Genomic DNA, 23120 nt, shown 5'->3' with positions numbered 1-23120 from the left:
GTTGACTAAGTCAAATTAACAGACGTGATCTACGAAAATCAAGTCCAATTATTATTTAACCACGAAATAAAAATATGGTCAAAGGTGTTATTTTTAACTTTTCAAATATTAGAATCGATAAATTTTACTGTTTTAGTACTAAAAAGTTAAATAAAACACGAATTAAGGGCTGAGGACACAAGAAATTGTCGCTAAATTGTCATAATATTTTTTTGCTTTCCATAACCGTGCGAATTTGGTAAGATGTATGTAACAGATTTCACATGAATGGAGGAACTTATAAAATGGCTATTACAATGTATATTGATCGCCCAGATGCTGCTCTTGACTTAGAGACAACCCATCCCCATTTTAAAGAACATTTTAAAGCAAGTTACTATTTAGACAAAAATGATGCTTATAGTCCTTTTGGATATGCCGATGGAATGGAGGTACTTCATCGTTTAGAAGAATATTTTAGTGATAAAAGTGACCAAGGACTTAATTTAGCAGCTTTTCCGAAATACATGATGGAAACAGTCAAACATTCCACTTATATACCAGCCAAAGACGACGGGGTAGACCGTTTACAACAACTTATAGCGGAATATGGTAGCGCTCTTAGAGAGTCAGACCGGATAACTGTTTCGGCTGCGTTAGCACAAATTAAGATAACTGGCTATGTATTGCCCGCTCTTCGTGATGCCGCACTCGAAGCACTCCATCGCGAAATAGAATTAAATAAAATCGAAAATATCGATGCAGGTTACGCAGATAGTATGTTTTATGACTTATTAACATTTACAAAAGATTATACTTCTGTTTTACCCGATATGTGGTGTCGACACTGCACGGAATAAAAAAAGAGCGCTAATATTATTAGCGCTCTTTTTTACTTATCTAGCATGGTTAAAATGGCTTTAGCGACTTCGTGTTGATTACGGTTGTCCGTATTAACAATGAAGTCTGCGGAATCTTGATAATGGGCAATTCTCGGTTCGAAAATTGCTCGGATTTCTTCAGGTGTCTTTTGTTGAACTAGCGGGCGTGTTGTATCACCTTTTAAGCGGTTCATAAATACTTCCGGATCGGTTTCTAAATAAATAACTGGATATGTATTTTTTAAGACTTTTCTATTTTCAGGATTTAGAACAATGCCACCGCCTGTTGCAATAACGGCTTTGGTATTAGCTAGTTCTTTTAATTTTTCGTGTTCTAGTCGGCGGAATTCTTGTTCACCATACTTTGCAAAAATTTCAGATACACTCATTCCTTGTTCGCGAATAATTACTTCGTCAATATCAATATAAGGCAAATCAGCTAATTTCGCGAGTATATTGCCGACTGTTGTTTTTCCAGCTCCCATGAAGCCAATTAAGATAACTTGATCGATGATGTTCTCCTCCTTTATTATTTCTTACATTTTACTACTTAAAAGCATTAAAGAAATTATATCACAAATGCTAGAAACGTCAACTGTAAATAATCCATTTTGATAGCAGTTTTTAAATGATAGAATGCTTTCTTTCCATTGTAGTATATTTCTAGTACAATAGAAATAAGAGAGAAGTAAACTGGAGGAAGAAAATGATAGAAAATGAGCTAAATCAAGCGAATAAAACAGAAAAAATCGAATTTGGCGTAAACCGACGCCTTATTTTTTCAAGTTGTTTACTTTGGATTGCTGCCGGATTATTGTTATATGTAATTTTTAGTCATATAAAAGGCGTTACAGGTACAGAAGAAGTGATTTTACTTGTGTTTATTGGTCTTTGTGTTTTACGGCCTTTACTGCGTTTAATCAATATTGCACCCACTGTAGAGTTAACAGAACGTGGACTTGCTTATCGTGGCGATTTTAAGCCGTGGAATGAAATTAAAGGGACAGATCTAATTAAGCCAGCAATAATTCTTTTTTCTCAGGGAAGATTAAAGATTATGACATCGATTAACGGACGGGAAGAAGTTGCTTGGGATATTGTTGCTGCAGATGTGTCTGTTAGTTTAGAAGAATTAAGAGCAATTATCCAGTCCATGCAAGAAACGTATACAGATGATAATACAGTTGGGGAAGAAATATTCATTGAAAAGAAATAATAACAAGAATCATTTTTCTGTTTTCTTAAAATAGGGAGATGATTTTTTGATAAATACATCTATAGACCATGGTATCTTGCTTCATTATAGGGTAAAATAAGCAAATAATCGTGTAACGGGAGGAAAACAATGGATACAGTGCTAAAGGCGCTTAAAGTCAGAAAAGTATATGGTTCAAAAGGAAATTTGTTTTCTGCGTTAGGAAGTATTAGTTTAGAAATACAAAGAGGCTCATTTGTAGGTATTATGGGTCCATCAGGTGCAGGGAAATCTACATTACTTAATGTTTTATCTTCTATAGATAAGCCAACTTCTGGAGAAATAGAAATTGGCGGAAAACAGCTGTCTAAAATGAAAGGGAAAGATTTAGCAGTGTTTCGTAGAGATCAACTAGGATTTATTTTTCAAGATTATAATTTATTAGATACAATGACAGTTAAAGATAATATTGTGCTACCTCTGGCCTTAGCTCGAGTAAAGCAAACAGAAATTGATGAACGTTTTGAAATTATTGCACGTCAGTTTGGCATTTATGATTTACGGAATAAATACCCGACAGATATTTCAGGTGGGCAAAAACAGAGAACAGCGGTTTGCCGCGCAATGATTACCGAACCAACATTAATCTTTGCTGATGAACCAACTGGAGCTCTTGATTCTAAAGCGGCAACTAACTTGTTAGAAGGTCTCTCTCAAGCTAAAAGTGTTCGAGATTCTACCATTTTGATGGTAACTCATGATGCTTTTGCGGCGAGTTACTGCGAACGGATTATGTTCATTAAAGACGGCGAAATTTTTACAGAAATATACCGAGGAACAAGTTCAAGAAAACAATTTTTCCAAAAGGTGTTAGATGTGTTGGCACTTCTTGGAGGTGGCGAAAATAATGTTATTTAAAATCGCGCTGACCAATATGCGAAAGAATTTTAATCAATATATCGTCTATTTTGTTTCGCTTATTGTATGTGTATTAGTATTTTTTACTTTTGTCTCACTTTCTTATAACCCACTCATTGACAAGGTGTTTAAACGATGGGAATTATTTGGTCCAGCAATGTTTTCATCGGCAAGTTTAATGTTGATATTATTTATTTTCTTTTTCATATTTTATTCTAATAGCTTCTTTCTTAAAAGAAGAAAACGAGAAATCGGACTTTATTCATTACTTGGTTTACGTAAATCGCAAATAGTTTTAGTTTTATTTTATGAAAATGCTTTGTTATACATGCTTGCGACGTTGTTTGGTATTTTAATTGGCATATTTTCTTCAAAGTTTTTCGCGATGATTTTGTTTTGGATTGTTGGACTCGCGATTGATGCTGAATTTATTATTTCATTTAAAGCAGTTCTTGATACTGGGCTTGTCTTTTTTTGTATCATGCTGTTCACTTCTTTTTATGCTGTTTATATTGTATTAAGATATAATTTAAGCCAATTGTTTAAAAATGATCAAAAAGAAGAGAAAGTAGCTAAGGGTTCTATTTTTCTTATGTTAATTGGACTTGCTCTTATTATTTTTGGTTATTATTTGGCAACAAGTAATATTGAAGTATCACCAATTTGGCTAACATATGATTTTTTTGATGTAATCTTAGTTATTATATGTTCTGTTATTTTAGGGACATGGCTTATGGTAAGGTTTGGCACGCCGTATGTGATTCGGAAGTTATATAGTAATAAACGTTTCTTTTATAACGGAACAAACATGATTGGTGTGACTTCCCTTCGCTTTAGGTTAAAGAAAAATGCAGGAACGATTGCGATGATTGCAGTATTAAGCGCGACGACATTAACGATTATTGGATCAATGAGTAGTTTTTATGTTCGAACGATTAATGACATTTCAGCAGAAAATCCTTCTAGTTACCAAGTGCTTGATATTTCGGCTAAAGATGAACGAGAAATTATTCAAACGATACAAAATGACCAAGATCACAAATTAAAAAGTTTGATGCAAGCGGAAATGGTTAGTGCTACGCTAGAATATAAAGATATTCCTAAATATAAAACGCGGATGGATAACATGATTCATACGGTCGTAGCAGAATCCGAATATAACCGTATTGGCGCCAAACAGCAAAGTGATTTTGAGAAGCCGAAAAAGCTTTCTTATGGAGACGCCATCTTACTTGGAAAAAATACGTATTATGCAAGACAAGAGATTCAAGATAAGTGGCTATCAAGAAAAATGGTAGTCCAGTCGAATGAGTCTTTAGCGAAAAAAATGCCCCCAATGAAAGTAGTTGATTTTCGAGAGAATTCGATTTTCAATACGGGTATTTCTTATGAGACGCTCGTTGTATCAGATGAATATTATGATGATTTGGAAAGGCTATTCCCACCAGAAAGAGTGGCAATGTTTGATATTACGAATCCCAATCACAGTGAAGAATTAGATAAGAAAGTACAGACTATCGTGGACGGGGAACCTTCTCTTTTTTCTGAAAATGTTTCGTCCTATTATACGAATTATCATTTGATTTCCACGCTAGTAGGTTCGCTATTATTTATTGGGATTTTCATCGGTATTGTATTTTTCTTAGCAACAGGAAGCATTATTTATTTTAAACTTGTAACAGATGCTGTTTCTGAGAAGTCTAAGTTTGATATATTATTTAAATTAGGTGTTACCGAAAAAGAAGTACGAAGGATTATTTCCAAACAAGTTTGGCCGATTTTTGCCATTCCGTTGTTTTTTGGAATTGCCCATTCAATGGCTGCATTATGGGGAATTTCGATTAATTTAATGGATAATATCAAATATCCTGTTTTAATTGGAACAGGTATTTACATTATTTGTTATGCTGCTTATTACTTTTTATGTATTAATTCTTTTATTAAAATCGTTATGGCAGATAAAAAGTAATTGGCTTTTGTGTTTAATTCAGCTAAAATGAAAAGAGAGTTCTGCCGAGGAGGTACAAGAAATGGTTAAGGTATATATCGTAGAAGATGATGAGGTAATTCGTGATACTATTAGAAAACATTTAAGTAAATGGGGATTTGAAATAGGGGTTGTTGATGATTTCAATAATATTTTGCAAGAGTTTTTATCATTTGAGCCCCAATTGGTTATTTTAGATGTGAATCTTCCATTTTTTGATGGGTTCTACTGGTGTAATCAAATTCGCGAAGTTTCGAATGTACCTATTATTTTCTTATCATCACGTAACTCGCGAATGGATCAAATCATGGGAATGAACATGGGGGCAGATTATTATATTGAAAAGCCAGTAGATTTGGATGTTTTAATGGCTCGGATCAATGCACTTTTAAGACGGACATATTCATATGCGGATTTAGAAGAAGCGAACGTAATGGAACATAATAATGTATTTTTACACATTGATACTAATACACTTACCCATTTAGAAGATAAAATTGAATTAACGAAAAACGAATTTTTGATTTTATATGAATTAATGAAACAAAAAGGTAGTATTGTAAGTCGTGACGAAATTATGCGTGCACTTTGGGAAGATGAAAGTTTTGTCGATGATAATACACTTACAGTCAACGTTGTACGAATTCGTAAAAAACTAGCAGAAATCGGCTTAGATGAATTTATTAAGACGAAAAAAGGCCAAGGTTATATGATTGAATGAAGTAAGAAAACAGGAAGATAGCGCCAAAAAACGCGAACTTCCTGTTTTTCGTAAATTAAGGAGGAGTCAAAATGAAAATTTTAGTATTTGGTGGTACGCGTTTTTTTGGAAAGAAATTAGTAGAACGACTTGTTTCCGCTGGGCATGATGTCACAATTGGCACTAGAGGAAAAACAAAAGATGATTTTGGCGATTCTGTAAAACATGTTGTACTAGACCGCGAATCTAGAGACGCCTTATTCCAATTAGCAAAAGAAGAATGGGACGTTATTTATGATAATATTTGTTTCTCACCGCGAGAAGCTCTTTATGCAGTAGATGCATTTAAAGGCAAAGTAAAACGATACATATATACATCTTCTCTGTCCGTTTATAGTCAAAAAGGTCGCGCGTTGGTGGAAGATGATTTTAATCCAAAACATTATGAAATTGTTATTGGTGACAAAGATGATTTTGATTACGGGGAAGGAAAACGCCTTGCTGAAGCTGTGTTTTTTCAAAAAGCCTCTTTTCCAGTGGTAGCAGTTCGTTTTCCGATTGTCCTTGGACTCGATGATTATACGAAACGTCTACATTTTCATTTGGAGCATATTAAAAACCATGAAGAAATTGGTATTAGTAATGCGCAGGCGGAAATAAGTTTTATTACTTCAGATGAAGCAGCTCATTTTTTAGAATGGGTAGGGGTGGATTCAGACCTTACTGGACCAATTAATGCTAGCTCTAACGGTACATATTCGTTAAATGCTTTTATCAAAATGCTTGAAGCGAAAACAGGTGAAGTGGCACTCGTTGAAGAAGTAACGGATGATGTGGATGATTCGCCGTTTAGCATCAATAAAACTTATTACATGGATAATGCAAAAGCAACAGAAGCTGGCTTTACTTTTGAAGATTTAAAAGTCTGGTTGCCGGCGCTTGTGATGGATATTTTAAAAGAAAATTAATTTGGAGGCAAAAATATATTATGTTAAATTTTGAAGAGAAAAAAGCGCTAATAGAATCAATCGATGGTTTTGAACTGCATGAAATTTCTATGGGGCGCGTGAACGTACATTATCCAGCGAGTAAAAGGGATAAAAAAATCATCGTCAAACATCTTCATCCTAATGGTAACGCGTTTGTTTACGCGCCGTTTTTAGAAGTAGAACCGCTAGATAAGCAAGGTTACGTCAATGTAAAAGACTACTCTCAAAATGAAATTCGCGTGTTGTTACTTGAAGCGAAAGAGTTTATGGACAAAGATGAAGATGGGTTTAAAGAAGGTTTTACAAAAATATACCAAGATAATGAAGGCGAAAAGCTTTCTTTAGTCTATGAAAATAAAATGTGGGTTATTTACACAGGAGAAAATCTAGAAGCGGTTTTCCCAACTTTAGAAGCTGCAGAAGGTTATTTACTTGATGAAGGTTTTTTTGAAGCATAATTAGCGGAGGCGAAAAATCGGTGGAGAATTTAAAGCAACTGCAGGAACGGGTCGCAGTAAGTGATGGCCGTGCAAAAGCAGATTTAGTTATAAAAAATGGACGAATAGTAAATGTATTTTCAGGTGAAATTATGGAAGGCGATATTGCGATTAAAAACGGTTATATTGCTGGAATTGGTCATTTTCCGGATGCAGATCAAATAATTGATGCCGCTGGAGAATTTATCGTGCCGGGCTTTATTGATGCGCACGTCCATGTTGAAAGCGCGATGGTAACCCCTTCTGAGTTTGCCCGGGTGCTACTTCCAAATGGCGTAACTACAATTATTACAGATCCGCATGAAATCGCCAATGTTGCCGGAGAAAAAGGGATAGAATTTATGCTTGAAGATGCAAAAGGCGCCCCACTCGATATGTTCGTCATGCTACCATCATCCGTACCAGCAACAGAAGGTGAACATAACGGCGAAACACTTCATGCAAAACAGCTCCATCCACTTTATAAACACGAAAAAGTAATCGGTCTCGCAGAAGTAATGGACTTCCCATCTGTTGCAAAAGGGAGCGCAGATATTTTAACAAAAATTATTGATGCAAAACAAGAAGGTGGCAGAATTGATGGCCACGGGGCAGGTTTAACTAGCGCGGATTTAAATAATTATCTTGCTGTTGGAATTCGAACTGATCATGAGAGTACGAGTGCCAAAGAAGCACTTGATCGCTTACGTGCGGGAATGTTTGTTATGTTGCGCGAAGGTACAGTCGGTCGTGATTTAAAGCAAACTATTTCAGCAGTAACGGAGAAAAATAGCCATCGTTTTTGTTTTTGTACGGATGATAAACTAATTAATGATTTACTTACAGAAGGCTCGATTAATTATAATATCCGACTCGCAATTGAAAACGGTGTTGAGCCAATTACAGCCATCCAAATGGCGACAATTAATGCGGCTAATTGCCATAACTTGCCTTATCTAGGTGCAGTTGCAGCAGGCTATCAAGCGGATATTGTTTTTCTAAAAGACTTAAAAACAATTGAAATTAGCAAAGTTTTAAAAAATGGACAAGTTGTCGTTGAAAACGGAACTCGTAAAGAAGCAGCCTTTAAAAAGAAAAACAAAGCGAAATTCATTTCTCCAAAAATTAATCATCATTTAAGCATCAAAGATTTAGAACTTCCATTAACAAATGAAACTTGCTATGTCATTGGGATGCAACAAAATAACCTTTTTACAGAAAAATTAATAGAACAAGTCACAATTAAAAATGGTAAATTTGTTCCGTCAATCGAAAAAGATTTGCTAAAAATGGCTGTTGTGGAACGGCATCATAATACTGGTTGCGTCGGTGTTGGGATTGTTAAAGGTTTCGGCTTAACAGAAGGTGCGATTGCTACGACCGTCGCGCATGATTCCCATAATATTGTCGCAGTTGGTGTGAGCGATGAGGCCATGGAAAAAGCAATCGATCATGTGACAAAAACAGGTGGAGGCATTGCTGTAGTGGACGCAGCAGGTAATGTATTACATGATTTAGCGCTCCAAGTAGCGGGACTTCTTAGTGATAAACCATATGAAGAAGTAGAAAATGATTTGGCAGGACTTTTAAAAGCATTTAATCAAATTAGTAAAGCTAAAGGATTTGATCCATTTTTGACATTGTCTTTTCTGACTTTACCAGTAATTCCTGAATTAAAATTAACAGACCAAGGATTGTTTGATTTTGCGACATTCCAAATTATTCCAAATGAAGCAAATTAACTCGAATGAGGGAGGTGCGATATGAACTGGTGGAGCTATATAAAAGATAAACGATTTTTCTTATTGTTCTTTTGCAGTATTATGTTTTTCGTCGGGGTATTAATTTCAATTGATCCTAACAGTAAATTAACTCTCGGGAATTTCATTTACTTATATGTCTTTGTTTTTGTCTTCCTGCTTTCTTACTTAGTGTTAGGCTACTTCTTTAAATACAATTATTGGCGTGAAATGGAAGACCTAGTAAGTGGCGAAATTGAAGAAAATATCATTGAATTATTACCAAAACCGCGAACACGCGAGCAAGCTTTTTTTAATCAGCTAATGGCAAAAAAACATAAAGAAGAATTACGAACCATTAGTAAACTTCAAGATAAACAACAAGAATATCATGATTTCATTTTATACTGGGTACATGAAGTGAAAACTCCTGTTGTAGCAAGCAAAATGTTAATTAATAACCCAGATTTAAATGATACCAAAACAATTTTTAAACAGATTGATGAAGAATTAGAAACAATTGATAAATTAGTAATGCAAGCACTCTATTTTTCAAGGCTTGATACGTTTTCTAAAGACTATTTCATCCAAGAACAAAATCTTGGTGCTGTTATGCGCGAATCAGTTAAGCGTCACTCCAAGCTTTTCATTGGTAAAAAGATGAAACTTGATTTACAAAATGTAGATATTGATGTGCGAACTGATAGTAAATGGCTGGGCTTTATTATCGATCAAGTGTTATCTAACGCATTAAAATATACTGCTGATGGTGGCGATATTCAAATTTGGTGCGATACAGAAGTAACCGGAAAAAAAGTGCTTCACATTAAAGACAACGGTCGAGGTATTAAAGAAGAAGATTTACCTCGCGTCTTTGAACAAGGCTTTACCGGCACAATCGGTCGCCAAGAAAAGAAAGCAACTGGAATGGGGCTATATCTCGCTAAGCAAATGGCGAAGAAATTAGGTCATGAAATTTGTATCGAGTCTAAAAGTGAAATAGGGACAGAAGTACGCATTTACTTTGAACAAAAAGACGATTACTTACTAATAGCGAAAGATTAACAAAAAGACAAGCAAACTACTAACTGTTTGCTTGTCTTTTTTTGTTTAATTAAAAATGGTTGACTCTATCGCTTTATCGTGGTAGAGTATTAGCAAGAAGAAGTAAAAGCGATGAACAGAACAAGTAGAGCGTCATTCTTTTTAAGAGAGTCCTTGGTTGGTGTGAAAGGATAAAGATAGCGTTATCGAACACATCTCGGAGCTGGTTTACTGAAGCATAAGTGAGTAGGTGAACTCGGGAAAAGCCCGTTATAGCTTGTTAGTCTCGAACTAACTGAGGCTGGTGCTGTGAAGTATCAGTAAATTGAGGTGGAACCACGTGAATAGTATTCTCGTCCTCTTGGCAATTTTGTGCCAAGTGCGACGAGATTTTTTTATGTAAAAAAGGAGCGAAACAATATGGATTATATCATGGAAATTTTACCAGCATTACTTGACGGGGCGAAAACAACCTTACTTGTTTTTGTCGTCACGCTAGTTTGTTCTATCCCGCTAGGAGCTATAGTGGCAGTAGGAAACATTAGTAAAATAGCTCCACTGAAATTTATTTTAAACATTTACATCTGGATTATGCGAGGTACACCATTACTTTTACAATTAATTTTTATCTATTATGGTTTGCCGATTATCGGAGTTGTTTTTGACCGAATGGACGCGGTGTTTATTGCTTTTATTTTAAATTATGCTGCTTATTTCGCAGAGATTTTCCGGGGTGGCTTTTTATCAATCGAAAACGGACAATATGAAAGTGCTAAAGTTCTTGGTCTAACTTACGGTCAAACGCTTCGAAAAATTGTTTTACCGCAAGTTGTCAAACGTGTTTTGCCAGCAATCGGAAATGAAGTTATCAATTTAGTAAAAGACTCTTCGTTAGTTTACATCCTTGGCATTGGTGATTTACTAAGAGCAGGAAAAATTGCTATGAGTAGAGACGTTACTTTAATTCCACTCGTATTAGTGGCTGCAATATACTTAGCGTTAACGGCTATCCTAACGCTACTATTTAAACAATTAGAAAAACGTTTTAGTTATTATAAATGAGGTGAAGAAAATGTTGGAAATTAAAAATTTATCGAAAAAATTTGATCAAAAAACGATTTTAGATAATGTGAATATTGCGCTTCAAGACGGGGAAATTCTTTCTATCGTCGGGCCATCCGGTGGCGGGAAAACCACTTTGCTTCGTTGTATTAGTGGCCTTGAAAAAATGGATGCCGGAGAAATTTTTATTGACGGTGAAAAAATTGATCCGATGTCGAGAAAAGATGTGGAAAATACGATTGGCGTAGTTTTTCAAGAATTTCACTTGTTTCCGCATTTAAGTGTGTTAGATAATTTGATTTTGGCACCGACGCTTGCTAGGAAAACTAAAAAAGAAGAAGCTATTAAAGAAGCTGAAAGGTTACTTGGCTTACTTGATTTAGCAGATAAAGCGGACAATATGCCTTACCAATTATCTGGAGGACAAAAGCAACGTGTGGCTATTGCTCGGGCACTGGCGATGAACCCAAAAGTACTACTATTTGATGAACCGACATCGGCTTTAGATCCTGACTTACGAGATCATGTGGCGTCGTTAATTTTGAGTTTGAAAAATGTTGGTATTACGCAGATTATTGTGACTCATGATCACGATTTTGCCAAAAAAGTTGCAGATCAAATGATGGAAGTCGAACCACTAAAAAAGGAGGCAATTTAATATGAAAAAAGGATTATTAATAACGGTAATGGCAATTGTAATGTTAGCGCTAGGGGCATGTTCAAGTGGTGAATCTAAGGAAGACCAGTGGAGTAGAATTAAAAAAGATAAGGAAGTCGTCATTGGTTTAGATGATAGTTTTGTACCAATGGGATTTCGTGATAAAGATGATAATTTAGTCGGATTTGATATTGACCTTGCAAAAGCTGTTTTTGAAGAATATGGTATTAAAGCGAAATTTACGCCAATTGACTGGACGATGAAAGAGTCTGAGCTGAAAAATGGTTCGATAGATTTGATTTGGAATGGCTATACGGTAACTGACGCAAGAAAAAAACAAGTTGCATTTAGCAAACCTTACATGAAAAACGAACAAGTATTAGTAACCTTGAAATCAAGCAATATTAATAAATTTAGTGATATGAAAGATAAAACGCTAGGGGCTCAAAACGGCGCAAGTTCGATTGATGACATGGCTAAAAAACCAGAAGTGCTCACAGATATTATCAAAAACAACGAACCAGAATTGTATGATACGTTCGATACAGCATTTATTGATTTGAATAATAAACGCATTGACGGGTTGATTATTGATGAAGTATACGCGCGTTATTATATTGATAAACAAAAAAATAAAGATGACTATACTATTATAACTGGTGGCTTTGATCCGACCGATTTTGCTGTAGGTATGCGTAAAAGTGATAAAGAACTGCAATCAAAAACCAATGAAGCGTTTGAAAAATTATATAAAGAAGGAAAAATGCAGGAAATTAGTAAAAAATGGTTTGGTGATGACGAAATCGCTAAGCAGTAGCTAGATTGACAGTAGGTTTAAGTTTCGATACAATTTGAATTATAAATGTCGCAGCCGAATATCCGACCGTGCCAGACAGAAGGGATGATTTTTGTTGAATAAAGAATTGATTGTACGCGGAGCTCCACAAGAGTATTTTTGCCAAGTAGGCGCATGGGATACTTTACCTACCCACTTAGAACGCCGCGGTTTGAAAAATGTTTTAGTAGTTCGTGGAAATGCTTCTTGGGAAGTCGCTAAAAAGAAATTCCCGGTATTATCTAATGTTACATCTACTTTTGAAGTATATAATGGCGGTTCAACGTATGAGGAACGCGATCGTCTGGTAGCGATAATGAAAACAAATAATATGGATGCGATTATAGCAGTCGGTGGCGGAAAAATTGCTGATGTATGTAAAGCAGCGGCAGCAGTTTTACGGTTACCAGTGATTATTTTACCAACACTTGCTTCCACTTGTGCGGCTTATACACCGCTTAGTGTGATGTATGACGTTGAAGGCGCAATGATTCGTTATGACGTATTCGCTAGCAGCAACGCCTTATTATTAATTGATCCGGAAATGATTTTAGATTCACCAAAAGAATTGCTTGTTGCAGGTATTGGCGATACGCTCGCTAAATGGTATGAAGCAGATGTGATTATTAAATCATTACCAACTAAATCTGTCGAAATCGAAATTGCTCATATTGCTGCTAAAATGTGCCGAGACAATTTACTGCAATTTAGCGAAGAAGCACTTAACGCAATGGATAAGCAAGAATTAAATGAAGCATTCGTGAAAATTATCGAAACAAATATTTTAGTTGGCGGAATGGTTGGCGGTTTTGGTGATGATTATGGACGTTGTGCGGGAGCGCATTCGATTCATGATGCATTAACTATGGTGCCAGAAACGCATCATTTGTTACATGGTAATAAAGTGGCGTACGGAATTTTAGTTCAACTAGTTATTGAAAATCGATGGAATGAAATTGACCAATTACTACCGTTTTATGCCAAACTGGGTCTTCCAACGAGTTTGTATGATATGGGGCTGGCGACACTTACTGAAGAAACAATCGTTGCTGTATCTAAACGAGCAACTGAGCCACATGAGACGATCCATATGATGCCAGGTGAAATGACAGCTGAAGTAGTATTAAATGCGATAAAACAGCTGGAAGATAGCATGGCAATGAAGCGTGTGGCTAAGTAAAAATGATTATTAGGAAAGAACAACCACAAGATTACGAGGCCATTCGTCGTGTGAATGAGGAAGCTTTTAAAGGAACTGTGGAAGCAGACTTAATTCAAAATATCCGGAAATCCGATTATTATCAGCCAGGTTTGTCACTTGTAGCAGAAACGGAAGATGGGCTTATTGTAGGCTATATTATGTTTAGTGAAATTTCACTGGAGACAGCTGGGCGCAGCAGATTTATTTTAGGTCTTGCCCCGCTTGCCGTTTTGCCAGAATACCAGGGGAAACGGGTTGGTTCAAGCTTAATGGAGGAAGGGATCCGCTTATCACGCGAAAAAGCATATCCCGCTATTGCTGTGTTAGGACATGCTGATTATTATCCGCGATTTGGATTTATTCCTTCCAATCAATTTGCGATTCCAGCACCATTTGATGTGCCATCTGAATACTTTATGCTACTTGAACTGTATGATGGAAGTTTAGAAAATCTAGCAGGGACAATTCATTACCCAGCTGCATTTTCTGAAGATAATTAATTGGAAAAGAACGAAATAATAAATGAACGGAACAAATTCTCAGAAGGGGATAGGTTCCGTTTTTTTGTCGTAATAATCCCTACAGATCGACGTAACTCTTTATCTCGGAGTGCAATACTCTTCGTTTCTTTAAAAATCGCACCATCTAAAATCATTTCCGGTAAAATACTAATGCCAAGACCAGCGCCAACCAATCCTTGAATTGTATAAAAATCCCTGCTTTGAAAAGCTATTTGCGGTTCGAAGCCTTTTTTATTCGCCGCTTTCGTAACGATTTTATATAAATCGAAGTCTTCAGGATAAAGTACGAATTTTTCAGAAGAGAGTTCCTTGAGTGAAACAGTGAAATTTTCTGCAAGATGATGACTTGTTGGGACGATTAATTTCAATTTTTCATCAAAAAAACGGAGGGCTTCAATTTGTTCACTAGATTCGGGTACTGGAGATAAGAACGTCATGTCTAAAACACCATTTACTAGCATTTCGGTAAGTTCTTCATTTGTTCCTTCCATAAATTGGTAGGTGATTTCTGGATATTTTTCTCGGAAAGTGGAAATAACAGATGGCAAGACTTTGGTAGATAGCGAATTGGGCAGGCCGACTCTAACTGTTCCTTTAGTGGGATCGGTGTATTCAGTTACGAGGGCTTCGGCTTTTTGTAGTTCATTTAATGCGATTGTAGCTTGACTCAGGAAGTCTTGACCGACACTCGTGAGCTGCATATTACGACCGACACGGTCAAATAAAGGCACACCTAGTTCTTCCTCTAGTTTCGTTATCTGTCTACTAACGGCAGATTGGGCTACGTGCAAATTCTCGCTAGCTTTAGTCATATGCTCGACGCGGGCTACTTCCATGAAATACTTTAATTGTCTAAGTTCCATTACTTACCTCCGATTGTTCTCGAAATGAGATTGTTTTATTCTATTATATATATTGTTTCGATAAATGAAAAGGAATAAAATAGATACTACAAGAAATGTAAGGTAAGCTGGATCGCCAATTAATTATCAGTTAATTTGAATAATTCCGATGTAAACCATCCGGATGATTCAGTTTTTGAAGAGGAGGAGTTAGGATGAAACAAACAAATTTGCCAAAAAAACACGGCCTGTATAATCCAGAGAATGAGCATGATGCTTGTGGTATTGGGTTTGTAGCTAATATTAAAAAGATTTCTTCTCATAAGATTGTCGAACAAGGAATTCATATGCTTTGCCAGCTTAAACACCGCGGCGGGGAAGTTGGAGGAGATACAGGTGACGGGGCTGGTATTTTGCTTGAAATTTCTGACTCTTTCTTCCGGCGTGAATGTAGCAAGCTTGGCATTACGCTACCAGAAAAATATCATTATGCTGTTGGGATGTTTAATTTCCCTCAAAATAAAGCTCAGCGCGAATGTTTAATGTCAGAAACAGAAAAACTAATTGCAAGCGAAGGCCAAACGTTTCTAGGTTGGCGTAAACTTCCAACTGATGTTACAAAAGTCGGTGCCGGAGCTAGAAAAACAGAGCCTGCAATGTATCAATTATTTATTCAGAAAAATGCCGAATTGGACGAAGCCGGTTTTGAACGAGCGCTTTATTTAATTAGAAAACAAGTCGAAAAATTTGCAGCTACTTCTGAACTAATTACCGAAACTTTTTACGTTCCAAGTTTATCGACACGAACAGTTATTTTTAAAGGAATGCTGTTACCAGAGCAAATTAATCAATATTACTTAGACTTAGCAGATCCAGCTTATGTATCGGCTTTTGCTTTGGTGCATTTGCGTTTTTCAACAAATACTTTTCCTAGCTGGGAACGGGCGCATCCATACCGCTATTTAATTCATAACGGTGAAATTAATACGCAACGTGGCAATGTAAACTGGATGAAAGCGCGGGAAAAAAGAGCGGAATCAGCTTTACTTGGAAAAGATTTAGTTAAAGTATTACCAGTTATTGACGAAAGCGGAAGTGACTCGGCAACGTTAGACAACGCTTTAGAATTTTTAGTGCAGGCTGGTCGTTCGCTACCTCATGTGGCAATGATGCTAATTCCAGAACCGTGGGATAAAAATCCACATATGACAGATCCAAAACGCGCATTTTATGAATACCATAGTACTTTAATGGAACCTTGGGATGGACCAACATCGATTTCATTTACAAATGGACGTGTTATCGGCACTATTTTGGATAGAAATGGGTTACGCCCAGCACGTTATTATGAAACAAAAGATCATACAATCATTTACTCATCGGAAACAGGCGTCGTGCCAGTAGATCCAAGTGAGGTAATTCGTAAAGAAACGGTTGGCGCGGGAACGATGTTGCTGATTGATTTAGAAGCGGGACGAATTGTCACTGATTCTGAACTTAAAGATGAACTAACAACTGAAAAACCGTATCGTGAATGGCTAGATTTAGAGATGTCAGAGATTGCTGACTTAGTTACAGCTGATTTACGTTATGAGTCGATGGATAAGTCAGAGCGTTTCAAAAAACAACGTGCATTTGGTTATACGCAAGATGAATTAAATAAAATTTTGATTCCTATGGTCACAGAGAAAAAAGATCCGATGGGCGCAATGGGGTATGATGCACCGCTTGCAGTATTGAGTCAGCGCCCCCAAGTATTGTTTAATTACTTTAAACAACTGTTTGCGCAAGTAACGAATCCGCCAATTGATGGTATACGCGAAGAAACTGTTACCTCGGCGATGACGCTACTTGGTGATGAGGGGAATATTTTAAATCCAACTGCGAAAAATGCTAATCGAATTCGCTTAAAAACGCCTATTTTATCTCGAAAAGAATTTGCTGCTCTCACCTTACAAACAAAATTTGCTAAACCAACTGTTACTTTACCGATTTTATTTAAGGCGGAAGAGCGGGATGGATTAGAAGCATGTTTGGAAGAATTATTTGAAGCAGCTGATAAAAAAATCGCGAACGGGGCAGAATTGCTAGTTTTATCAGATGATGGCGTGAATGCAGAGTGGATTGGTATTCCAGCATTATTAGCTGTTAGTGGTTTGCATCATCATTTAGTAAAAGCAGGAACGCGGACGAAAGTAAGTATTATCGTAAAAACAGCAGAAGCAAGAGACGTTCATCAATGTGCACTGTTAATTGGTTACGGGGCGGATGCTGTATTCCCAAGTTTAGCAATTGATACTTTTGATGGCTTAATTAAAGAAGGGCGCATTAAAGGCTTCACGCTAGATGAGGCGGAAAGTCGTTATATTGAAGCAATTACCGATGGAATTTTAAAAATCATGTCGAAAATGGGGATTTCTACCGTTCAAAGTTATCGTGGGGCACAGATTTTTGAAGCAATCGGAATTGGCGACGAAGTAATTAACACTTATTTTCCGGGTACTGCCTCACAAATTGGTGGTATTCCACTAGAAGTTATCGCTCAAGAAGCTTGGTTGCGTCACCGTGAAGCATATCATGATATTGGCTACCAAAGTTTCACGCTTAATACAGGCGGAGAGTATCAGTGGCGTTCAAATGGAGAATATCACGTATATAATCCACTTGCGATCCATTCTTTACAACAAGCTACGCGTGAAAATGACCGAGAAACATACAATTTATATTCGGATTTAATGCAAAATCAAAGTAATGCCTTTTTAAGAGGGTTATTAACATTTACAAGCGACCGCAAGCCGATTCCTTTAGATGAGGTAGAGCCTGCGGAGTCGATTTTCAAGCGATTTAAGTCTGGCGCGATGTCTTATGGTTCGATTAGTCAAGAAGCTCATGAGGCACTTGCTATCGCGATGAACCGTATTGGCGGCAAAAGTAATAGTGGAGAAGGCGGCGAAAACCCGAACCGCTTTACGCCAGATGAAAATGGAGATTGGCGTAGAAGTGCTATAAAACAAATCGCTTCTGGACGTTTTGGCGTAACAAGTCATTATTTGGTCAATGCAGAGGAACTCCAAATCAAGATGGCTCAAGGGGCAAAACCTGGTGAAGGCGGACATTTACCTGGGAAAAAAGTTTATCCATGGATTTCCAAAACACGTGGTTCCACAACAGGGGTTGGCCTCATTTCACCACCACCGCATCATGATATTTATTCAATTGAAGATTTATCGCAACTAATTTTCGACTTAAAAAACGCTAACCAAAATGCGCGTGTAAACGTAAAATTAGTTTCGAAAACAGGGATTGGAACGATTGCTGCTGGGGTTGCTAAAGGAAATGCTGATGTCATTTTAGTAAGTGGCTATGAAGGCGGAACCGGGGCAGCGGCAAGAACAAGTATCCGTCATGCAGGTGTGCCGTGGGAAATCGGTTTAGCTGAAACTCACCAAACATTACTGCTGAACGGTTTGAGAAATAAAGTTGTCGTTGAAACAGACGGAAAACTAATGACCGGGAAAGACGTTTTAGTTGCTGCTATGCTTGGTGCAGAAGAATTTGGGTTCGCAACTGCGCCACTTGTAACGCTAGGCTGTGTTATGATGCGTGTTTGTCATTTAGATACATGTCCAGTTGGGGTAGCAACGCAAAATCCTGAGCTTCGTAAAAAATTCAATGGTTCAGCAGATTATGTGGTTAACTTTTTCCATTTTATTGTTGCAGAAATGCGCGAAATGATGGCTGAGCTTGGATTTAGAAGTCTAACAGAAATTATTGGTCATAAAGAGTTTTTAACAACCCATGAGAAAAAAGAAGCGCACTGGAAAGCGAAATATATCGACTTTTCGAATATGCTTTACAGCGATGACTTTTATAAAAATCAAGTCCAATACTGTACGAAACAGCAAGACCACAAAATCGATCAAACGCTAGATATGCGAGAAATTGTTCCATTAATTAAACCGGCACTCGAAAACGGTGAAAAGGTAACTGGAACTTTCGCAGTACGAAACGTTGACCGCGCAATTGGTACGATTGCAGGCTCCTTTATAAGTAAAAAATATGGTGCGGTAGGGTTACCTGAAGACACCATTTCACTTGATTTTGTCGGATCAGCAGGTCAAAGTTTTGGCGCTTATACTCCACTTGGTATGACGCTTCGAATTCATGGTGACGCTAATGACTACTTCGGAAAAGGACTTTCTGGCGGTAAATTAATTGTAAGTCCAGATCATAGAACGCCAATTAAAGCTCATGACTCCGCGATTGTTGGGAACGTAACGCTATACGGGGCAACGGGAGGGCATGCGTATATGCACGGAAAAGCAGGTGCACGGTTTGCCGTTCGTAATAGTGGTGCAACAGCTGTAGTGGAAGGCATTGGCGATAATGGTTGTGAATATATGACTGGCGGGACGGTAGTTATTCTCGGAGAAATCGGCGAGAACTTTGCAGCTGGGATGTCTGGTGGAGTTGCATACATTTACACGAAAAACAGCCAAGAAACAACTACAAAAATCAACCATGAACTTGTTAACAGTAGGTCTACGTTATCTGCACCAGAATTAGCTAAACTAAAACAGTTAATCGAGCAACATGCTAACCTTACTCGAAGCGAGTTTGCACAAGAAATTCTTAGCAACTGGGAAGATGAAAAAGCGAATTTTATTTTCGTTATCCCGAATGAATATGAAATGATGTTAACAAGAATAACTTCACTAGAACAAACTGGAAAAACACATGATGAAGCAGAATTACAAGCTTTTTATGAACATAAAGACGGAAAATTAATTGCCGGAGTGGCGAAATAGAGAGGAGTGAAAGCATGGGAAAAGCAACTGGATTTATGGAATATGATCGAATTCCTTCGCCAGGACGTGATCCGAAAAGTCGGACGCGTGACTGGAATGAATATAGTTTACCGATGCCGGTAGCAGATTTAACTTTACAAGCCGCTCGCTGTATGGATTGTGGTGTGCCATTTTGTAGTGTAGGAATGGAAATTAAAAATGGTGTGTCAGGCTGTCCGCTGCATAATTTAATTCCCGAGTGGAACGATGCCGTTTATCGGGGTGACTGGTATGAAGCGTTACAACTGCTTCTTAAAACAAACAATTTTCCAGAGTTTACTGGTAGAATTTGTCCAGCCCCGTGTGAGGGTGGTTGTACGGTAGCTATTTCCGAACCTGCTGTCGGCATTAAATCAATTGAAAAAGCAATTATTGATCGTGGTTTTGAGGAAGGTTGGATTAAACCCCAACCTCCTAAGAAACGTACTGGTAAACGTATTGCTGTGATTGGCTCTGGGCCAGCTGGACTTGCCTGTGCCGATCAATTAAATAAAGCTGGTCATAGTGTGACAGTCATCGAGAAAAGTGATCGAATTGGTGGCTTATTGATGTATGGTATTCCAACTATGAAACTAGAAAAAGAACAAGTGACACGCCGAGTGAACTTGATGGCGGAAGAAGGAATTGAATTTGTAACAGGTGTTGCGGCAGGTACAGATGTTACTTTTGCTGAACTGCGCGCTGAATATGATTCGATTGTTCTTGCGACTGGGGCTGGTAATGCACGAGATATTCCGCTTGCTGGACGTGATGCGGCTGGGATTCACTTCGCCGTTCCGTATTTGACACAAAGCACGCGCGATAATTTAGATAATGGCGGAGTTCAAACTCTTTCTGCTAAAGATAAAAATGTTGTTATTATTGGCGGCGGAGATACAGGTGCTGACTGTGTGGCAACTGCGCTTAGACAAGGGGCTAAAAGTATTTACCAATTCGGTATTCAAGATAAATTACCCGAATTAAGAAACGGTGAAAATCCATGGCCACAATATCCACGTGTTTTCAAAATGGATTATGCGCATGAAGAAGCAGAAGCAGTGTACGGCAGAGATCCACGTGAGTATCTCATCAATACTACTTCTTTCGAAAAAGATGCAGCAGGAAATCTTGTTGGGCTTCACACGGTAGAAGTTACAGAAGATAAAGAGACGAGACAATATACGCCTGTAGAAGGTAGCGAGAAATATTTTGAAGTAGATATGGTTTTAATCGCTATTGGTTTTGCTGGTACGACAGAAGATATATTTACTAATTTCGGTGTAGGAAAAACAGAGCGCCATACAATTGACGCTGCTAAAGGATTTTATCGCACTAGTGAAGAGGGCGTGTTCGCTTGCGGGGATGCACGTCACGGTCAAAGTTTAGTTGTAACCGCGATTGCAGAAGGAAGAGAAGCAGCGCGTGAAGTAGACTTTTACTTGATGGGAGAAACATTTTTACCATAATAAAAAAGAGCTTATCCTAAACAGGGTAAGCTCTTTTTGGATCAATTATTTCATTCCTGAAACATTGAATCCTTTTAAAATGTACTTTTGGAATGTCATGAAAATCAAGATGATTGGAATGACCATGAAAGTTGCTCCGGCCATTTGTAAAGCATAGTTGCTGCCGTATTGTCCTTTTAATAATTGAAGACCGACTGATAGGGTATAGAATTTTTCGTCGTTGGCAATGATTAACGGCCATAAGAAGGAGTTCCAACCGGCGATGAATGTAAGAATACCTTGTACCGCAAGCACAGGGCGGGAAATCGGAATAACTATCCGCCAGAAAATATAAAATTCACTAGCGCCATCAAGTCTTGCTGCTTCGAGTAAATCATCGGATATGGTGGACATAAATTGACGGAATAAGAAAATCCCGAATGCGCCAACAAGCCCTGGAAGCACAATACCTGTCATCGTATTCGTTAATCCAGCCGCATTAAGCAGCAAGTAAACCGGAATCATTGTTACTTGTCCTGGAATCATCATTGTAGCAAGGACAAGATAAAATAACTTGTTTTTCCCTTTAAATTTAAATTTAGCAAAGCCGTAACCCGCCATCGCATTTAAAAATAAACCGAAAAACGAGAAGAATACAATGATTAACGTATTTTTTAAGTAAATAGCAAAGTCCATTTCGGTAAATAGTTTGGTGAAATTATCTAGTGTAAAAGTTTCTGGCCAAATAGTAGGTGGGATTTTTAAAATTTCAGCATCCGTTTTCAAAGAGGAGAGAACCATCCAAATGAACGGTAAAATCATAAAGAATCCGCCAACTGTTAAAATTGTAATTACGGCAATTTGAGCGCCGCGCGACTTTTGTCTATATTGATTCATTTATAAACACTCCTCTCTTAAATATCCCCGTCATTATTTTTGCGCTGAATTCGGAATTGAATAATCGTGATAATAATAATCGCGATAAACAAGATGAACGACCCAGCAGCGGCATAACCAAATTTACTTAATTGGAAACCGTTTTGATAGATAAAGAGGGCGACAGAGTTTGTACTATCAAGTGGTCCACCTTCTGTCATAACGAACGGTTCCTCGAAGAATTGTAACCAACCAATCATCGTTGTAACTGTTACAAAGAAAATCGCGAAACGAAGCATTGGAACAGTAATTTTAAATAATTGTTGGCGGCTATTTGCTCCGTCAAGTGAGGCTGCTTCGTAGTATTCACGTGGAATGCCTTGAAGCGCGGCTAAGAAAATAATCATATTTACACCGATTGCTCGCCAAACAGCTAGGATAATCAGTGATAATTTCGCAATAGTAGGGTCTTGTAACCATGGAACTGGTCCTAAGTCTAAAAACGAAAGCAAATAGTTAAGTAAACCAAAGCGCGGATTATATAAGTAACTCCAAACAACGGCTACAGCGACAACGTTTGTAATTGAAGGAGTATAGAAAATTAACCGGAAAAATTGGAAAATCTTTGCTTGCGAAAAGTTAATCATAAGCGCAATACCAAGCGAGCAAACGATAACCAGTGGAACGCCAATAACTACATAGAAAAGCGTGTTAAAAATAGATTTTAAAAATACCGGGTCTTGCATAATATTGACGTAATTGTCCACACCAACAAAGTTAATTTTAGAGTAATCGGCAAGCCCGACTAAATCAATGTCCGTAAAACTAATGACAAAAGCAAGCAAAATCGGAAGTAGGGAAAACAGAAGAAGTAAAAACAGTGCTGGCGATATAAACAAATAGGGTGTGTTTTTATTTAAAAATTGTTTCATAACATCCAGTCCAT

At 37.5% G+C, this 23120-nt stretch carries 20 protein-coding genes and 1 other annotated feature; of the genes, 16 read left to right on the top strand and 4 right to left on the bottom strand.

Annotated elements, in window-relative coordinates; genetic code table 11:
- Nucleotides 1-284 precede the first annotated feature (284 nt).
- Nucleotides 285-839, top strand: a complete 555-nt coding sequence (locus PQQ29_RS09100; RefSeq protein WP_045554474.1) for a molybdate metabolism regulator — start codon at nt 285-287, stop codon at nt 837-839.
- A gap of 32 nt (nt 840-871) precedes the next feature.
- On the opposite strand, the gene PQQ29_RS09095 is transcribed toward PQQ29_RS09100, so the two are convergent.
- Nucleotides 872-1360, bottom strand: coding sequence for a shikimate kinase (locus PQQ29_RS09095; RefSeq protein ID WP_289415706.1), 489 nt, complete (start codon nt 1358-1360; stop codon nt 872-874).
- A gap of 206 nt (nt 1361-1566) precedes the next feature.
- Between PQQ29_RS09095 and PQQ29_RS09090 the strand changes: the two genes are divergently transcribed.
- The 13 genes from PQQ29_RS09090 to PQQ29_RS09030 all read left to right on the top strand — a co-directional run bounded on the left by PQQ29_RS09090 (nt 1567) and on the right by PQQ29_RS09030 (nt 14164).
- Nucleotides 1567-2076: a hypothetical protein gene (locus PQQ29_RS09090; protein WP_187984162.1), complete on the top strand. Its 510-nt coding sequence runs from the start codon at nt 1567-1569 to the stop codon at nt 2074-2076.
- 129 nt (nt 2077-2205) lie between these two features.
- Nucleotides 2206-2973 (top strand): ABC transporter ATP-binding protein, encoded by a 768-nt coding sequence (locus PQQ29_RS09085; protein WP_003762808.1) that lies wholly within the window; start codon nt 2206-2208, stop codon nt 2971-2973.
- Complete coding sequence (locus PQQ29_RS09080) at nt 2963-4942, top strand: ABC transporter permease (protein WP_045552657.1); 1980 nt, start codon at nt 2963-2965, stop codon at nt 4940-4942. The genes PQQ29_RS09085 and PQQ29_RS09080 overlap by 11 nt, the downstream gene beginning before the upstream one ends.
- A gap of 61 nt (nt 4943-5003) precedes the next feature.
- Complete coding sequence (gene virR, locus PQQ29_RS09075) at nt 5004-5681, top strand: two-component system response regulator VirR (RefSeq protein WP_003762805.1); 678 nt, start codon at nt 5004-5006, stop codon at nt 5679-5681.
- 71 nt (nt 5682-5752) lie between these two features.
- Nucleotides 5753-6628, top strand: coding sequence for an SDR family oxidoreductase (locus PQQ29_RS09070; RefSeq protein ID WP_003762802.1), 876 nt, complete (start codon nt 5753-5755; stop codon nt 6626-6628).
- Nucleotides 6629-6648: 20 nt separating this feature from the next.
- On the top strand, nt 6649-7107 hold the full coding sequence (locus PQQ29_RS09065) for a hypothetical protein (RefSeq protein WP_003762800.1): 459 nt from the start codon (nt 6649-6651) through the stop codon (nt 7105-7107).
- A gap of 20 nt (nt 7108-7127) precedes the next feature.
- Complete coding sequence (gene ade, locus PQQ29_RS09060; protein WP_187984161.1) at nt 7128-8867, top strand: adenine deaminase; 1740 nt, start codon at nt 7128-7130, stop codon at nt 8865-8867.
- Between the two features lie 21 nt (nt 8868-8888).
- On the top strand, nt 8889-9929 hold the full coding sequence (locus PQQ29_RS09055) for a sensor histidine kinase (protein ID WP_003762796.1): 1041 nt from the start codon (nt 8889-8891) through the stop codon (nt 9927-9929).
- A gap of 102 nt (nt 9930-10031) precedes the next feature.
- Nucleotides 10032-10272, top strand: a binding site (T-box leader).
- 56 nt (nt 10273-10328) lie between these two features.
- Nucleotides 10329-10970 carry an amino acid ABC transporter permease gene (locus PQQ29_RS09050; protein ID WP_003769032.1) on the top strand — a complete coding sequence of 214 codons (642 nt, stop codon included), beginning with the start codon at nt 10329-10331 and terminating at the stop codon, nt 10968-10970.
- A 10-nt stretch (nt 10971-10980) separates the two neighbouring features.
- Entirely contained in the window at nt 10981-11628 is a 648-nt protein-coding gene (locus PQQ29_RS09045) for an amino acid ABC transporter ATP-binding protein (protein WP_010990989.1), read from the top strand.
- A 1-nt stretch (nt 11629) separates the two neighbouring features.
- Entirely contained in the window at nt 11630-12445 is an 816-nt protein-coding gene (locus PQQ29_RS09040) for an amino acid ABC transporter substrate-binding protein (RefSeq protein ID WP_187984160.1), read from the top strand.
- A 91-nt stretch (nt 12446-12536) separates the two neighbouring features.
- Nucleotides 12537-13643: an iron-containing alcohol dehydrogenase family protein gene (locus PQQ29_RS09035; RefSeq protein WP_010990987.1), complete on the top strand. Its 1107-nt coding sequence runs from the start codon at nt 12537-12539 to the stop codon at nt 13641-13643.
- Nucleotides 13644-13645: 2 nt separating this feature from the next.
- The gene (locus PQQ29_RS09030; protein ID WP_003769022.1) at nt 13646-14164 is read left to right on the top strand and encodes a GNAT family N-acetyltransferase; all 519 of its coding nucleotides are present in this window, start codon (nt 13646-13648) and stop codon (nt 14162-14164) included.
- Here the strand turns inward: PQQ29_RS09030 and gltC are convergent.
- On the bottom strand, nt 14161-15048 hold the full coding sequence (gene gltC, locus PQQ29_RS09025; protein WP_003769020.1) for a glutamate biosynthesis transcriptional regulator GltC: 888 nt from the start codon (nt 15046-15048) through the stop codon (nt 14161-14163). The genes PQQ29_RS09030 and gltC overlap by 4 nt on opposite strands.
- 194 nt (nt 15049-15242) lie before the next feature.
- Here gltC and gltB point away from each other — a divergent pair, with 194 nt between their 5' ends.
- Together gltB and PQQ29_RS09015 are read left to right on the top strand one after the other, a co-directional pair.
- Complete coding sequence (gene gltB / locus PQQ29_RS09020; protein ID WP_187984159.1) at nt 15243-19835, top strand: glutamate synthase large subunit; 4593 nt, start codon at nt 15243-15245, stop codon at nt 19833-19835.
- A gap of 14 nt (nt 19836-19849) precedes the next feature.
- A complete protein-coding gene (locus PQQ29_RS09015; protein WP_003767332.1) occupies nt 19850-21319 on the top strand; it encodes a glutamate synthase subunit beta in 1470 nt (489 codons plus the stop codon).
- 45 nt (nt 21320-21364) lie between these two features.
- Here PQQ29_RS09015 and PQQ29_RS09010 read toward each other — a convergent pair whose 3' ends face one another.
- Entirely contained in the window at nt 21365-22195 is an 831-nt protein-coding gene (locus tag PQQ29_RS09010; RefSeq protein ID WP_003722209.1) for a carbohydrate ABC transporter permease, read from the bottom strand.
- A gap of 17 nt (nt 22196-22212) precedes the next feature.
- Nucleotides 22213-23106, bottom strand: a complete 894-nt coding sequence (locus PQQ29_RS09005; protein ID WP_003762776.1) for a carbohydrate ABC transporter permease — start codon at nt 23104-23106, stop codon at nt 22213-22215.
- Between the last annotated feature and the right edge of the window lie 14 nt (nt 23107-23120).

This window comes from Listeria innocua (assembly GCF_028596125.1).
Classification (GTDB): domain Bacteria; phylum Bacillota; class Bacilli; order Lactobacillales; family Listeriaceae; genus Listeria; species Listeria innocua.
This window is presented reverse-complemented; position numbering and strand designations above follow the sequence as displayed.